This window comes from Streptomyces cynarae, from assembly GCF_025642135.1.
GTDB classification, from domain to species: Bacteria; Actinomycetota; Actinomycetes; order Streptomycetales; family Streptomycetaceae; genus Streptomyces; species Streptomyces cynarae.
This window is the reverse complement of sequence record NZ_CP106793.1, coordinates 8,648,659-8,661,786: the sequence shown is the minus strand read 5'-3', so window position 1 is coordinate 8,661,786 and position 13,128 is coordinate 8,648,659. Positions and strand designations below refer to the sequence as shown.

General features: G+C 69.2%; 15 protein-coding genes and 1 pseudogene. 7 read left to right on the top strand and 9 right to left on the bottom strand.

What is annotated here, in order from left to right; all coding sequences use genetic code 11:
* Positions 1-37 precede the first annotated feature (37 nt).
* Positions 38-817 (top strand): NAD(P)H-dependent oxidoreductase, encoded by a 780-nt coding sequence (locus tag N8I84_RS39115; protein WP_263234284.1) that lies wholly within the window; start codon positions 38-40, stop codon positions 815-817.
* A gap of 293 nt (positions 818-1,110) precedes the next feature.
* Here the strand turns inward: N8I84_RS39115 and N8I84_RS39110 are convergent, their stop codons facing one another.
* Positions 1,111-1,566, bottom strand: a complete 456-nt coding sequence (locus N8I84_RS39110) for an Lrp/AsnC family transcriptional regulator (protein WP_313884356.1) — start codon at positions 1,564-1,566, stop codon at positions 1,111-1,113.
* Positions 1,567-1,675: 109 nt separating this feature from the next.
* On the opposite strand from N8I84_RS39110, the gene N8I84_RS39105 reads away from it, so the two are divergent.
* Positions 1,676-2,239: an RBBP9/YdeN family alpha/beta hydrolase gene (locus N8I84_RS39105; RefSeq protein ID WP_263234282.1), complete on the top strand. Its 564-nt coding sequence runs from the start codon at positions 1,676-1,678 to the stop codon at positions 2,237-2,239.
* Positions 2,240-2,408: 169 nt separating this feature from the next.
* On the opposite strand, the gene N8I84_RS39100 is transcribed toward N8I84_RS39105, so the two are convergent.
* Positions 2,409-2,846 (bottom strand): pyridoxamine 5'-phosphate oxidase family protein, encoded by a 438-nt coding sequence (locus N8I84_RS39100; RefSeq protein ID WP_263234281.1) that lies wholly within the window; start codon positions 2,844-2,846, stop codon positions 2,409-2,411.
* Between the two features lie 341 nt (positions 2,847-3,187).
* Between N8I84_RS39100 and N8I84_RS39095 the strand changes: the two genes are divergently transcribed.
* Both N8I84_RS39095 and N8I84_RS39090 read left to right on the top strand, forming a co-directional pair.
* Positions 3,188-3,958, top strand: coding sequence for an SDR family NAD(P)-dependent oxidoreductase (locus N8I84_RS39095; RefSeq protein ID WP_263234280.1), 771 nt, complete (start codon positions 3,188-3,190; stop codon positions 3,956-3,958).
* Positions 3,959-3,987: 29 nt separating this feature from the next.
* On the top strand, positions 3,988-4,359 hold the full coding sequence (locus N8I84_RS39090; RefSeq protein ID WP_263234279.1) for a MerR family transcriptional regulator: 372 nt from the start codon (positions 3,988-3,990) through the stop codon (positions 4,357-4,359).
* A gap of 354 nt (positions 4,360-4,713) precedes the next feature.
* Here the strand turns inward: N8I84_RS39090 and N8I84_RS39085 are convergent, their stop codons facing one another.
* Positions 4,714-5,691, bottom strand: coding sequence for an L-threonylcarbamoyladenylate synthase (locus tag N8I84_RS39085; protein ID WP_263234278.1), 978 nt, complete (start codon positions 5,689-5,691; stop codon positions 4,714-4,716).
* A 164-nt stretch (positions 5,692-5,855) separates the two neighbouring features.
* A pseudogene (locus N8I84_RS39080) lies at positions 5,856-6,030 on the bottom strand (IS5/IS1182 family transposase); the annotation flags it as partial.
* Positions 6,031-6,217: 187 nt separating this feature from the next.
* Between N8I84_RS39080 and N8I84_RS39075 the strand changes: the two are divergent.
* Entirely contained in the window at positions 6,218-6,553 is a 336-nt protein-coding gene (locus N8I84_RS39075; protein ID WP_263234277.1) for a hypothetical protein, read from the top strand.
* 211 nt (positions 6,554-6,764) lie between these two features.
* On the opposite strand, the gene N8I84_RS39070 is transcribed toward N8I84_RS39075, so the two are convergent.
* Entirely contained in the window at positions 6,765-7,043 is a 279-nt protein-coding gene (locus N8I84_RS39070) for a GlsB/YeaQ/YmgE family stress response membrane protein (RefSeq protein WP_200419908.1), read from the bottom strand.
* Between the two features lie 271 nt (positions 7,044-7,314).
* Here N8I84_RS39070 and N8I84_RS39065 point away from each other — a divergent pair, with 271 nt between their 5' ends.
* Both N8I84_RS39065 and N8I84_RS39060 read left to right on the top strand, forming a co-directional pair.
* Positions 7,315-7,809: a MarR family winged helix-turn-helix transcriptional regulator gene (locus tag N8I84_RS39065; protein WP_263234276.1), complete on the top strand. Its 495-nt coding sequence runs from the start codon at positions 7,315-7,317 to the stop codon at positions 7,807-7,809.
* Positions 7,806-8,276, top strand: a complete 471-nt coding sequence (locus N8I84_RS39060) for a MarR family transcriptional regulator (RefSeq protein ID WP_263234275.1) — start codon at positions 7,806-7,808, stop codon at positions 8,274-8,276. The genes N8I84_RS39065 and N8I84_RS39060 overlap by 4 nt, the downstream gene beginning before the upstream one ends.
* 314 nt (positions 8,277-8,590) lie before the next feature.
* On the opposite strand, the gene N8I84_RS39055 is transcribed toward N8I84_RS39060, so the two are convergent.
* From N8I84_RS39055 to N8I84_RS39040, 4 genes are all read right to left on the bottom strand, one after another.
* Positions 8,591-9,382 carry an amidohydrolase family protein gene (locus N8I84_RS39055; RefSeq protein WP_263234274.1) on the bottom strand — a complete coding sequence of 264 codons (792 nt, stop codon included), beginning with the start codon at positions 9,380-9,382 and terminating at the stop codon, positions 8,591-8,593.
* A gap of 359 nt (positions 9,383-9,741) precedes the next feature.
* On the bottom strand, positions 9,742-10,545 hold the full coding sequence (locus N8I84_RS39050) for a DUF6042 family protein (protein WP_263234273.1): 804 nt from the start codon (positions 10,543-10,545) through the stop codon (positions 9,742-9,744).
* A 271-nt stretch (positions 10,546-10,816) separates the two neighbouring features.
* Entirely contained in the window at positions 10,817-12,325 is a 1,509-nt protein-coding gene (locus N8I84_RS39045) for a glycosyltransferase 87 family protein (RefSeq protein ID WP_263234272.1), read from the bottom strand.
* Entirely contained in the window at positions 12,322-13,044 is a 723-nt protein-coding gene (locus N8I84_RS39040; protein WP_390898999.1) for a class I SAM-dependent methyltransferase, read from the bottom strand. Before N8I84_RS39040 ends, N8I84_RS39045 begins: the two co-directional genes overlap by 4 nt.
* Between the last annotated feature and the right edge of the window lie 84 nt (positions 13,045-13,128).

Sequence of the window (13,128 nt, the reverse complement as noted above, 5' to 3'; positions counted from 1 at the left end):
GCCCAGGATCGAAGGCACCCGATCCGAAGGAGTACCCATGAAGACGCTGATCGTCTACGCCCACCCGGAGCCGAAGTCGCTCAACGGCTCGCTGAAGGACCTCGCGGTGTCCACATTGGAGACCGCCGGGCACGAGGTACGGGTGAGCGATCTGTACGCGATGAACTGGAAGGCGGTCGTGGACGCCGCGGACTACGGCCCCAACGCATCAAGTCGACTGAAGGTCGCCCTGGACTCGGGCCGGGCCTTCGACGCAGGGACGCTCACCCCGGACGTCCTGGCCGAGCAGGAGAAGCTCCTCTGGGCCGACACGATCATCTTCCAGTTCCCGCTGTGGTGGTACTCGATGCCCGCCATCCTCAAAGGCTGGGTGGACCGGGTGTTCACCTATCACTTCGCGTACGGCGTCGGCGAGCACAGCGACACCAAGTACGGCGAGCGCTTCGGTGAAGGCACCCTCGCGGGCAGGAAGGCTCTGCTGTCAGTGACCGCCGGCGGCCCGGAGTCGCATTATGCCGATCGCGGGATCAACGGCCCCATCGACGATCTGCTGTTCCCGATCCACCACGGCATCCTCTACTACCCGGGCATCGAGGTGCTGCCGCCGTTCGTGCTGTACGGCGCCGACCGGATGACCGACGAGGACTACCCGGACGTCGCGAAGGCCTGGCGGCAGCGCCTGATCACCCTGGAATCGACCGAGCCGATCGCGTTCCGGCGGCAGAACTTCGGTGACTACGAGATCCCCTCCCTGCACCTGAAGGAGGGGCTGGAACCCGCGGGCCGCACGGGTTTCGCACTGCACGTGCGCGGCTGACCGCCGACGATGGGCAGGACGACCTGACGACCGGCGCCGCGGCCGGTACCGCCCGCCGGGTGGACTGCCACCAGGATCCCGACGGCTCCTCGCGGAGTTCCGCCAGGCGCAGACGGGCACGAGGCGTCAAAGCGATTGTCGGCGCGAGACACGAAGACCTCATGGTTTGGCGGAGCGGTTCCTCGACAGCTCCACTCCACAACCGGAGGTCTTCACCTCACCCGTCACCCGATTCGGACGGGGTCAGAGCAGGAACTCGACCAACCTGCCCCGAGCCACCCAGGTGTTTCGGGTCATGACGTCGTCGTTGACGCGTCGGTCAGCGGCTTCTGAGGGTAGGCGCGAAGCACGAGGGAGGTGGTGACAGGGCCGTAACGGGCAAGTGCGTCGACAACCTCTTCGAGCCGTCCTGCCCTCGGGCAGTAGACATCGAAGATGAGGCAGTCTTCCCCAGTGACTCTGAGGGTGGAGGCGATCTCAGGAGTCCGGGAGGCGAAGTCCAGGGCGGGTGAGAGCTGGGCATGCGTGGTGCGCAACCGGATGACCGCGTGAATGTTCAGCCCGAGGGCTGCCGGGTCGACCACAGCTCTGTAGCCGGTGATGACTCCGTGCTTTTCCAGCCGCTGGATGCGCGCGCTGGCGGCGGGCTGCGACAGTCCGACGCGCCGCCCTACCTCGGCGCCGGTCAACCGGCCGTCGGCCTGGAGCAGGGCGAGGATGTCTCGGTCTGTACGGTCAAGTGATTCCATTGCCGTCCGCACCACTTTCTTTGAGATCACTTGTGCCACTGGTCGCTGCACCGATGCATCCAACAGAATCTGCGCCAGGCGCCCCCGCAATCCTAGGGAGCAACGAGTGATGTGGTGGTGGGCAGTGTCCGCGTACGTCATCATCCCGGGCATCGACGGCTCAGATGGGCAGCACTGGCAGACCTTGTGGGAACGACAGTGGGGCACCTCAGCGGTGAGGATCTCCCCCGCCTCGTGGTCCACTCCAGAACTGGATGACTGGACCGACGCCGTCCAGGAGGCGTACGACGAGGCTTCCCGGCAGGACAGCCACGTTGTGCTGGTGGCCCACAGCCTGGGCTGCTGGGCGGCGTCCACGTGGCTGAACAAGAACCTCTCAAGTCCGATAGGCGGCGCGTTCCTGGTCGCGCCGCCCGACCCGCACGGGCCGGAGTTCCCCCGCCGGGCTGCCGCGTCGTTCACCGAGGTGTCGGCACAACCTTTGCCGTGCCCGGCCCTGGTGGTGGGCAGCGCCAACGACCCGTACTGCACCCCTGAGGCAGCCGCCGACTTCGCGTCGCGGTGGGAAGCGCGATGGCACCTGGCGGGCGAGTGCGGACACATCAACTCGGCCAGTGGCCTGGGCTCGTGGGAGCACGGCCGTGAACTCCTGCGCTCGCTGACCCAGCACTGATCAACCACCGTTCGCCTCCCAGGCGGGTGGGCCGGTCGAGACCTTCGTGTCCCGGCTAGGAGAACGCTCGATGGACGAACCTCGACGAGTACTACGGTTTCAACCGTGACGGATTACCACCGCCTGGTTCGCACCAAAGCACAGAAGAACACCGAGACGAATGAGCCCCTTACAGGGCGGTGGAATAGCTGAGGTCCTGCGCGATGAGCGAGGCAGGCACCATACGCAGCCACATCGTGCCGCGTTCGCCCGGATCGTCGTGGAGGTAGTGCACGAAGCGCTCATCCCACTGAGACTCGTCTGTTCCCAGGTAGCGGGTCAGCTTGCGCCGCCCCCTCGGCACATCGAAGGGGACAAGCTCGGCCCGACCCCGAGCGATCACCTGCCGGACGCGCCCCGTCGCGAGATCGCATTCGTCCACCACGAGGGCGACGCTGGGGTCCTGCTTCACGCGGTCGAACAACCGTGTCCATGGGCCCGTCAAATTCCAGAAGGCGCCTTCTTCCCAGAGAAACCAGACGGGGCGCACCGTCGGCCCGCTCGTCGCGATGCGAGCGGTCAGCGGCTGCTGCAGGAAAGAGTCCACATCGAAGTCACGAGACGCCACAGCTCCAATCTTCCAATTTCGATCCGCACTTGACCACCGACCTGCGACCTACTACCTACGACCAGGGCCGCATGCGCACGGTGCACGCGGAAGGCCGGTCCGCGACGCTGCCTCAAGTGGTCCCAACAAGGGCCCATGCCCGGGTGCCGCGGTCGTCGGCGACGCGGCCGGGCCTCCGCCCTCATCGTCGCCCGCATGCTCGGCTATCACGACGAAACCACCACTCAGCTCGCCGCCGAGGTCGGAGGAGCCTGGCGACGCTGTGCCCCGGGCGACCACACCCGCTGATCACAAGCCCGCCAGGCGCCGCTTGACCTTACCGCTGGCGGCAGGGTTGAACGATGGCCGGCATGGACAGCAGCACCGCACCCCGGACCAGCAGGATCGTCGCCGTCACCGGGGCCGGCACCGGGATCGGCCGGGCCACCGCCCGCGCCTTCGCCGCCGAGGGCGCCCACGTCCTCGCCGTCGGCCGACGGGCCGAACATCTCAACGAGACCGCCGCCGGGCACGACCGAATCACCCCTCTGGCTGCCGACATCACCGCCGACGGCGGGCCCGAGCTGATCGTCCGGACCGCGCTGGACATCTACGGCCGGTTGGACGTGCTGGTCAACAATGCCGGCATTGTGCACAGCGGTGCCCTCGGCACTCTCACGCCGGAGATGATCGCGCCTCAGATCGCCACCAACCTGATCGCACCCATCATGCTGGCGCAGGCCGCGCTGCCGCCTCTGGAGGCGTCCGGCGGAGTGATCGTCAACGTGAGTACGTCGGTGGGGCAGCGGGCCTGGCCAGGCAGCTCGGTCTACGCGGCGACCAAGACCGCGCTGGAGCTGCTGACCCGCAGCTGGGCGGTCGAGCTGGCACCTCGCGGGGTCCGGGTGGTGGCGGTCGCGCCCGGCGCGATCGACACCCCGATCGGCGAGCACCAGGGACTGACGCCTGAACGGATGGCCGCAGTACGGGAGTGGCAACTGGCGCACACCCCGTTGGGCCGGATCGGCCGACCGGAGGAGGTGGCCTGGGCGATCACCCGACTTGCCGCCCCAGCCGCGTCGTTCGTCACCGGGGTAGTACTCCCGGTCGACGGCGGGGCGGTCGTGGCGTGATAGGAGTAAGCCCCGGGAGGGTGGAGCGGGTGCAGATCGGTGAGTTGGCCAAGGCTACCGGGGCGACCGCCCGTGCGCTGCGGCACTACGAGCAGGCGGGGTTGATCTCCTCGGAGCGGGCCCCCAATGGTTACCGCGTCTATGACGAGCGTGCGGTGGTACGGGTCCGCAACATCCGCTTTCTCCTGGCCGCCGGGCTCACCCTGGACGACGTGCGGGTCTTCCTGCCGTGTCTGGACGGAGACATGCCCACGGCGCCGCCGTCCGACAAGGGCATCCGGGTCGCCGTGGAGCGACTGGCTGTCCTCAACGAACGCATCGCCGCCCAGACCGCGGCCCGGGACCGCCTCCAGGCCGCACTACGCCAGGCAACCAGTGACCGGATCCGGCCAGTGGCCTGATCGCCCGCCTCACTGCAGAACTTCGGAAGAGCCGACCGCCGCCAAGCCCCCGACGGCCACCTGCAGTGAGCACAGTCCGGGACGGCGGGGCTGTGGGGCGGTCAGGGTGTAGGGAGAAAACGGTGTCGCCCGCCGAAAACCTGGTTGGTCTGCAGGCACGTCTGCCCCTGAGTGATGAGGAAGCCGAGCCCTTGTCGGCTTTGACCGTTTCGGCTGCGACGAGGCCCAAGACGCTGTACGCGAGAGGGAAACGGACGTCAGCGACGACTGGTGGCGAGCTGTGCCCGGCCTGCCAGAGGGTGCTGCGCATCCGCTGGGCGCTCCGGCAGGAACGCTGAACGGTAGCGATGCTGGTCATGCCGTGGCTCGGGGTCCCGCGGCGCGGCGGAGCCGGTTGGCGATCGCCAGTCCCAGTCCCTCCTCCACCGGCAAGGAGGCGACGATGAGGTCGCAGCCCCGCTGGTCGAGTTCGCGCAGGAATCCGTACAGCCCGCGTGCGTAGGCGGGCATCGAACCGGGGACCGTCACCACGGCGTGCGTCTTCACTGAAGCGTCGGCGAAGGAAGGGGGTAGAAAGACGCCCACCCGGTGCCCCAGCTCTTGCGCGCGCTCCGCTTCGATGACGACCTTCTCCGGCTCGACGAGGACGACCCGCGCCCGCGGCGCGTAGTGGGACGGGTGCTGGCCCGGCACCCGGACACGGCTCGTCAGGGGCACCGCGATCGGGCGCCCCAGCACCGCTTCGAGGTCCTCGCGTGTCACCCCACCGGGCCGGAGGATGCTCGGGATCTCGTCCGTGGCGTCGACGATGGTCGACTCGACGCCGACCTTGCAGGCGCCGCCGTCCAGGACGAAGTCGACGGCATCGCCGAGTTCCGCTCGGACATGGTCCGCCGTTGTGGGGCTGACCGAGCCGAAGCGGTTGGCGGACGGAGCCGTGACACCGCCGCCGAAGGCGGACAGTAGCGCGAGAGCGACAGGGTGGTCGGGCACACGCACGGCGACCGTTTCCAGTCCGCCAGTCGCTTCGAGAGGCACCCGCCGCCCGCGCCGCAGGACCAGCGTGAGTGGCCCGGGCCAGAAGTGTTCGGCCAGCAGGCGTGCGGTTGCGGGCACGTCCTCGACCCAGTCCTCCAGGCTTTCAGCTCCGCCGATGTGGACGATCAGCGGGTGGGAGGGCGGGCGTCCCTTGACCTGGAAGATGCGCGCGACGGCGGCAGGGTCCTCGGCGTTGGCACCCAGTCCGTAGACGGTTTCGGTCGGGAGGGCCACCAGGCCCCCGGAGCGCAGCACACCGGCCGCCTTGTCGATGTCACTTGTTCTTGCCGTCACCCTCGAATCCTCTCACTGTCCCGCTCTGCAACGGGCGACCGCACAATATGAGCCCGGACGCAAGAAAGCCGCGACCGCGGCACAGGGCAGAACCACCAGGACGGTCTTGCTCAGGTCGAAACGCGGCAGCAGTCTCGCCCCCTCCCATACCGTTCGCGCGCGGTCGGCTCCCCCAGTCCCCAACGACCCGGCAGCTCCAATGTTCCGAGCACATCGAGCAGGGGCCTGAGCTGGGGGACGTCGTTGCGGTTGCCGCCGGTCAGGACAACCGCCGACGGGGTTCCATGCCCGTCGGTGCAGGTGGTGTCCGGAGCCGGCCCTGCCCCGGTCGACCGGCGACGCCGAGGACAGCGAACGCAAGGCCGCGGTTTACAGCCCAGACGTCTTGTCCAGCTCCTGCCGACACCGCGATCAACGGGCTGAAGCAGCCCTGGCCGCGGCCGCGCGCTGCGACAAACGCGGCTACATTTTCCCGGCACCGCCGCTCAGCTCGGGGGCCGAAGACATAGGCGCCCGACTCGGCGTCGTGGACGTTGCACGCGTCCAGTGCGGCGGAGCCGACCCGGAACCGGATGCGGCCGGACAGGACCACCCAGCCTGCGACCAACTCTTCAACCTCCACGAGTCGCCTCAACGCGACTTCTTCCGGACCTCCGGCACGGTCGAGGAGCTCGCGCAGCGGTGCGCCGACTGGTTCGAGAGCCTGTTGAGCCGCCCTGTCGTCCGCGCCGAGTGGCCGCCCAGGGCCGGAACGCCCGCGACCCGCTGGGAGTTCGCCGACACAGACGAGGCCCTCCTCATCAGCGGCGAAGTTCCCGCCGACGGCTCACCCCCGGACCGCCGCATCCCGGTCCGTCCCTGATCCGCCCGACAGGCTCAAGGGCAACCGGGGTCAGGGGTGTTGCCGTCGGCCGTGGCGATCGTCCATAACTTGACGATAGCTGCGAGCGCGAGATCCTGGGGCCGCGCCGACCGGCGGCAGATGCAGGGCTGCAGCGGCCCCGGGCAGACGCACCGACGGCTCCCATCCCACGAATGGGAGAGAGCCGTCCAGGTGCATGCGGATGAGCCGGTCACGCGTGACGGTGCGAGCGTCGGTTACCGGTGACGAGGCGGTACAGGGCAAGCAAGATCAGGGAACCGACAATCGCGGCGACCCAAGTAGAGAGGTCAAAGAACCCGTCGATGGAGTCGACTCCAAAGATGACCTTGCCGAGCCAGCCCCCGAGCAGACCACCGACGATGCCGATAAGCATGGTGACGATGATTCCGCCGGGATCCTTACCCGGCATAAGGGCCTTGGCGATGGCTCCGGCGAGCAGCCCGATGATGATCCACGCGATGATACCCATGTTTGCCTCCGCTCGGTCGAATAAAAATTCTGTTAGCTCATCGTGTGCACCATCTGCGCTTGAACAAACGTCTCTTCTTTCGGCTCCCGATACGCCGCCCTCCCCGCTGTTCGCTCCCCCACCTCAGGGCTGTATCCGGCGCGAGGGTCGACGTTTCAGCAGTCCCGCCTGGGGGCTCATCCGTCAGTCCGTCGCGGTGCCGAGTCGGGCACGCCGTCACATCCGCCAGAGATACTAGCCATGGCTATAGTAGCCATGTAAGCTATTGGTCATGAGTAAGGGCTCACCGGGTCCCACGCCTGGTTTCCTGGTATGGCGGCTCGCCAACAAGTGGCGCGTCGCGGTCGATCGCGCGGTGGCTCCGTTGGGCCTCACCCACGCGCAGTACTCGCTGGTCGCGTCGCTGCACGGCATGCAACGCACCGGCGAGCGGCCCAGTCAGCGCCGACTCGCCGACCACACCGGCTTGGAGGCGCTGTACGTCTCGAAGTTGGCGCGCGCCCTGGAATCGGCCGGCCTGATCGAGCGCACCCGCGACCCGCGCGACCCGCGCGCCGTGCAGCTTTCCCTCACCGAGCAGGGCCAGGCCGTCACGCGCCAGGCCATCGCCGTGGTCCAGGAACTGCTTCAGCAGTTGCTGGAGCCGCTCGGCGGCCTCGACGCCCCGCGGACGCGGGCGTTCACTGACGAGCTGATGACTCTGCTCGACGTACCTCTCGCTCCAGCCGTGCCGAACGACGACAGCACTCAGGGGAGAACACCATGACCACCACTGCATCCACTACCACTGCACCCACCACCGCTGCACCCGCCGCCGACGCCCGCGTCCTCGGCCTTGCCCACTACGCCGCCCGCGGCGTCCTGGAGCACGTCCTGGCCCGGCACGGCATCACGTTCCAGCAGCAGATCGTCCTGCGCGCCGCCATCACCGCCGACGCCCCGCAGACGCCGGACGATCTCGTCACCCAGGTCCGAGGCTCCCTCAAGGCCGATCCGGCCGACATCCGCGCCACGCTCGACGAACTGCTGGCCAAGCAGCTGCTCGTCGCGGACGGCGCGCACGTTCACCCCACGGACGCAGGGCGCGAGCTGACCGCCTCAGCCGGCGCGGAGACCGCCCCCATCTCGGCCCGCATCTGGGGCGGGATACCCGCCGAGGACCTCGCCGCCGCCGGCCGCGTCCTCGCCCTGGTCACCGAGCGCGCCAACGCCGAGCTCGAGGCATTGACCTGACGTCCTTTCAGGGTGGCGTCTCAGGGTTGTCGAAGCGCTCGGGATTCGGCTCTTCTGCAAGGCGGCGTCCTGGAACAGAGATCGACCGCTGCGGTGGCATCGCCGCCCGACCGAGCCGTTCAGCTCAGGCCTGGCTGAGACAGGGCGGCGGTGCAGTCGCTGGCGATCGCCACGCCTGCCAGCAGCGGTCGACATCCGCCGGGGTCGCTTCGGTGCGGAACCACCGGCAACGATTCGCTCAGGCAGCCACGCATTGACGTCACGGGCCGTCGCTCGAGCCACCGACTGCTGGAGCCAACTGCGCGAGCCGTTGATCAGAGGCTGAAGACCCGTCGGGCGTTGCCGGACAGGAACAGCTCGGTTGCCTCCTCGTCAAGGCCCAGTTCGCCGAGGTGCTCCAGTGCCCGGCCAGGGGTGATCATGGGGTAGTTGCTGCCGAACAGCACCTTCCGGCGGCCTCGGCCGCGCAGGTAGTCGACCAGCTCGCGGGGGTAGCGGCGGGTGGTGTAGGCGCTGGTGTCGATGTAGACGTTGGCATGCTTGTCTGCCACCGCAATCATCTCGGTGGTCCAGGGGTAGCCGATGTGTCCGCACACGATGGTCAACTCGGGAAAGTCGAGCGCGATCTGGTCGATGTAGGGGATCGGACGGCCGGTCTCGGACGGGCGCAGCGGGCCGGTGTGGCCGACCTGGGTGCAGAAGGGGATGCCGAGGTCGACGCAGGCGGCGTACAGCGGGTAGTACAGGCGGTCGGTGGGCGGGAGCTGCCACAGCCAGGGCACGATCCGCAGAGCCACGAAGCCGAGTTCCCGCACCGCGCGGCGCAGTTCGCGCACGGCCTGGACCGGCCGGGCGAGATCCGCGCCGGCCACCCCTCGCAGCCGCCCGTCGGACTGGGCGACGAACTCGGCCGACTCGTCGTTGCTGATGAGTGGCCCTTGGGGCCCGTACCAGGCCGCCGACAGTCCGATCTCGACATCGGCCGCGGCCATCGCGGCCACGGTGGCCTTCACCGGCAACGACTCCTCCAGCAGCCCCAGCCCCGTCCACCTGCGCAACGACTCGAACATCTCGTGGTTGGAGTGACGGAGCGTGGGGTGCTGCATCCAGGCATCGATGACTGGCACGAGGTTCCCGGCCTCTCTGCTGACGCTCGACCGTCCTGCGCCGAGTCGGCTAAGCGATCGCTTACCACAAGCTTGATCGAACGTGTCGCCCGTAGCCACCGTCCGACGGCGCCGTCGCAGCTGTCGCAGCCGTCGAAGAGACAGGCGCTCGCAAGCGCGGGCACCTCCCGTTCCCGAGGGACTCAACTGAACGTCCAAGCGCGCAGGCGCCATGGCGCGCTGGATTCGGCGGGCGGCCCCGGACCTCTTCGGATCTGCTGCTGCTCCCCTCGACGGGCCCAGCGGCGAGGCAGCGCGCCATCCAAGTCCCTCACCACCGGTCGCGGTGGCGTCCTCTCTCAGGTGCTGTCATTTCCGTCCGTGGGGACAGTGGCCGCGATCCGTCCCTGCCGCCCGCGTCGGATGCGGTGCGTGTGGAATGTGTCCCAGTCGCAGCGCAGCTGGAAGACCTTGTGCGGGGGGATCTCAGAGATGTCCGTGGTGGCCGTGAAGTCCGGTCCCTCGAGAAGGAGAAGGACCGCTTGGCGGGCATCGTGCGAATGTTCGTCGATCACGTGTGCCAGGCGGTCGAGACTCGTAGTGATCTCCTGGTGTCGCAGACCGGTTGGATCGAACAAGGCGATGATCCGCGAGGAATCGCCACCATACGCAAGGTGGCGGCGCAGCACTTGCTGCGCGCTCAACTCCTTGTCGTCCAAGGGGAAGACCTCGTGCGGGCCTGGCAGCGGGAACGCGGGGTACAGGCGCGTCTGACCGTCCGCGTCGGGGATCTCGTGAACGAGCCCGGCGGCGATCATGAGGGTCAGCATGTCGTTGAGCGTGGACAGCGGCGGCAACCCGTAGTGAGCTGCGTAGCGGGTCGAAGTGGCCGCCTGAGCTGCTCGTAGCTCCGTCAAGTCCGCCCGATCGCGCTCGTCTCCGTCCCCCCAGCACGAGGCATGCCAGTCACCGGAGGAGTTGACGCTGCTGCGTACGAAGGGGCGCAGCTCCTCCCGCGTCAAGGGTTTCCCCCTTCCGGTGAGGGCCGCCAGCAGGAGCCCCAGCATGGGCGGGGGCATGCGAAGCCAGCCGCCGCCGATCACACTGTGGAAGTGCTGTTCTCGGTGGTCCTGCGACCAGTCGGTCAAAGGCTCCGTCCTCATGCTGACTTCCCTCCGCGGCATCTCGGTCGGTGGGTGGTTCGGGATTTCGGCGGTGCCGATGGCGTGAACGCTCGCCATGCCATCGTCCGGGGGGTGGCGGCCGAGGCAGGTGGAGTGGAGCGGGGACCCGGCACGGCTGGACAACGCAGGCGGAATGCCCGGGTCACAGCTTGTGCCGCCATCCGGGTGCTCAGACCCTCCCCCGCACGCTCAGGTATCGCCACCCTCGCAGGGGGTCTGGAACCAACTGCGTCATCCGGGCACGCTGCCTTCACGGAACCGCTGCCGGGCGTCGGTGAGACAAACCGCCGAAGCGCCGGTTGCTGAGGTGGGGCCGCAGGATTCGGCGTGCATGGCCGGAGCGCAGACACGCCCCGGCGGCGATCACCAGTGCAGCGGTGCCGTAGGCCCATGCCTGGAGGGGGAATCCGGGAAGGAGCCGGCCGCCGAGGTAGAGGGCGGTGCCGGCGAGGGTCACCGTCAGCCACTCCCAGCGGCCGTCCATGGCCACGAGAGCGATCACGAGCAGGGAGTACCAGGGATAGCTCGGGGAGAAGAGGAGCAGGGCGGTGCCGGTGAGCAGCAGCGCGCCGCGCCACGGGCGGGCAGGGTCCCCGCGCCACCAGACGTACAGGCCGATGAGCGCCAGAAGTACGGCTGCGGTCACTCCTGCAGCGGCGTCCGGCAGCAGCAGTCGCAGCAGGGCGAAGCGGCGTACGTCGCCGGGCTCGTAGCCCTCCTCGTGGAGGTAGCCGGGCAGGTAGCCCAGGACATGCGCGCCGGAGGTGATGACGTAGGGCAGGTAGGCGAGGGCGATGGCTGCGACGGCGGCCGCGACGAGGCGCAGGAGCCTGGCGGGGTTGCGTTGCCCGGACAAGGCGCCGGGCAGGGCGAGGACGGGGAGGAGTTTGACGGCGATCGCCGCGCCGAGCAATGCGCCACGGCGGGCCCCGGTGGTGGCGGTGCCGAGCGCGAGCACGACGAGGAGAGCGCCGAGGGTGTCGATGTGGGCGTTGTTGACCGCTTCCAGGGCGATGGCCGGACACCAGGCCCACAGCGCGGTCCGGGCCGGGGCCCTCTGCGGGTCGGCTCGGCGGCGAAGGACTCGGAGCAGGGCGAGAGTCGTGCCGAAGGCCAGGACGGCGCCTGACACTTGCAGTGGCTTATGGCGGCTGTCCGGCGGGGACAGCGTATGGACGGCGAGGTACCAGCCTTCGGCGACGGGCGGGTAGATGGTGGGGACGGTGGGCCGGTTGATGCGGACGCAGAGGCCACTACTGGTGTGGGTGAGCCCCCATCCCTTGCAGGCCTCTTGTGTGGGGAACAGCCAGTGGTCGCGCAGGCGTGCGAGTTCAGGTGCGGCGGGCGGGTAGGCATAAGGGGAGATACCGGCTGCTTGCACACGGCCGTCCCAGGCGTAGCGGTACATGTCGTCGCTGGTGCGCGGCTGCGCGGTGAGCCCGGCCAGGGCGAGTGCGGCCGAGCCTGTCAGCACGAGGACGGTCGCGGCGCGGGCCGGGACCTTGCGCACAGTCCATACGGCTGCGGCGAACAGGGCCCAGGCGACGGCGTATCCGCCGAGCAGGCGGCCAGGGGCGCTGTGACTGTCGCCCGCGCGGAGGGTGTTGACGACGATGGCCGTCAGGGCGGCGAGCAGGAGCGCGGTGGCGGCAATGCGGATCCGGGTCCTGTGTGGGGTCGCTCGTGCCGTCGGACGCGAGGGCGGGGGCGCAACGGAGCGCCCGGGGTCGTGGCGGTGCGGGGCGGCGGTGTCGGTCATGGGCGGTCCGGCCCTCCATGGGGCATGGCGTGGGTGGCGTCGGGCCCCGGGTTGGGGCGATGGAGTTCCAGGAAGGTGCGGTTGCCGGTTGTCCACCGGCTGGTGAGGATCCACGCGGTGGCGTCGGCGGCGTGCAGCAGGGCCGTGGCGCCGATGCGGGCCCAGGGAAAGGGGCGTCCGTGCCTGCCGTGGGCGTCCTCGACGCGGACGGTGAGACGTTCGTCCACGTCTTGCGGGGCGACTTCGGCCAGCAGGCGCCCACCGGGGCGAAGCAGTTGGCGCAGGCGGGCGAGCAACGCCGCCGGGTCGCCGCCGATGCCGACGTTGCCGTCCATCAACAAGGCCGTCCCCCAGCGGCCCTCTCTCGGCAGTCGGTCGAAGACGGACCGTTGCAGGGCGGTGCCGCCTCGGCGGCGGGTCCGGGCGACGGCGGCCGGACTGATGTCCACTCCGAGCACGGGTACGCCCCGGGCGGCCAGGGCGGCCACGAGACGTCCCGGCCCGCAGCCGACGTCCAGGACGGGCCCGGAGCAACGGTGCAGTACGCCTGTGTCAGCGGCGTCGGGCGCGGCGCAGAAGCGCTCCACGTCCAGTGGCAGCAGCTCGGCCACCCCCTCGGTGGGCGGTGTCATGCGGCGCAGATACAGCGGGCCGCGGCCGACGCGCAGGGCACGACCGTAGGGGTCGTCCGTCCAGGGCTCCCCCGGCTCGCCGGGCACCGGCCGATCAGCGCACGGCAGGGGGGCTTGGGGCTGGGAAGGCAGCGTGACGTGCAGGACGTTCTCTTCTGACGCGCTTCTCTG

Coding starts and splice junctions, on each gene's coding strand:
- N8I84_RS39070 (WP_200419908.1), bottom strand. CDS start 7,043: ATGGGTATCATCGCGTGGATCATCATCGGGCTGCTCGCCGGAGCCATC.
- N8I84_RS39045 (WP_263234272.1), bottom strand. CDS start 12,325: ATGACCGACACCGCCGCCCCGCACCGCCACGACCCCGGGCGCTCCGTT.
- N8I84_RS39095 (WP_263234280.1), top strand. CDS start 3,188: ATGGCCGGCATGGACAGCAGCACCGCACCCCGGACCAGCAGGATCGTC.
- N8I84_RS39050 (WP_263234273.1), bottom strand. CDS start 10,545: ATGAGGACGGAGCCTTTGACCGACTGGTCGCAGGACCACCGAGAACAG.
- N8I84_RS39065 (WP_263234276.1), top strand. CDS start 7,315: ATGAGTAAGGGCTCACCGGGTCCCACGCCTGGTTTCCTGGTATGGCGG.
- N8I84_RS39110 (WP_313884356.1), bottom strand. CDS start 1,566: ATGGAATCACTTGACCGTACAGACCGAGACATCCTCGCCCTGCTCCAG.
- N8I84_RS39105 (WP_263234282.1), top strand. CDS start 1,676: ATGTGGTGGTGGGCAGTGTCCGCGTACGTCATCATCCCGGGCATCGAC.
- N8I84_RS39055 (WP_263234274.1), bottom strand. CDS start 9,382: ATGCAGCACCCCACGCTCCGTCACTCCAACCACGAGATGTTCGAGTCG.
- N8I84_RS39115 (WP_263234284.1), top strand. CDS start 38: ATGAAGACGCTGATCGTCTACGCCCACCCGGAGCCGAAGTCGCTCAAC.
- N8I84_RS39060 (WP_263234275.1), top strand. CDS start 7,806: ATGACCACCACTGCATCCACTACCACTGCACCCACCACCGCTGCACCC.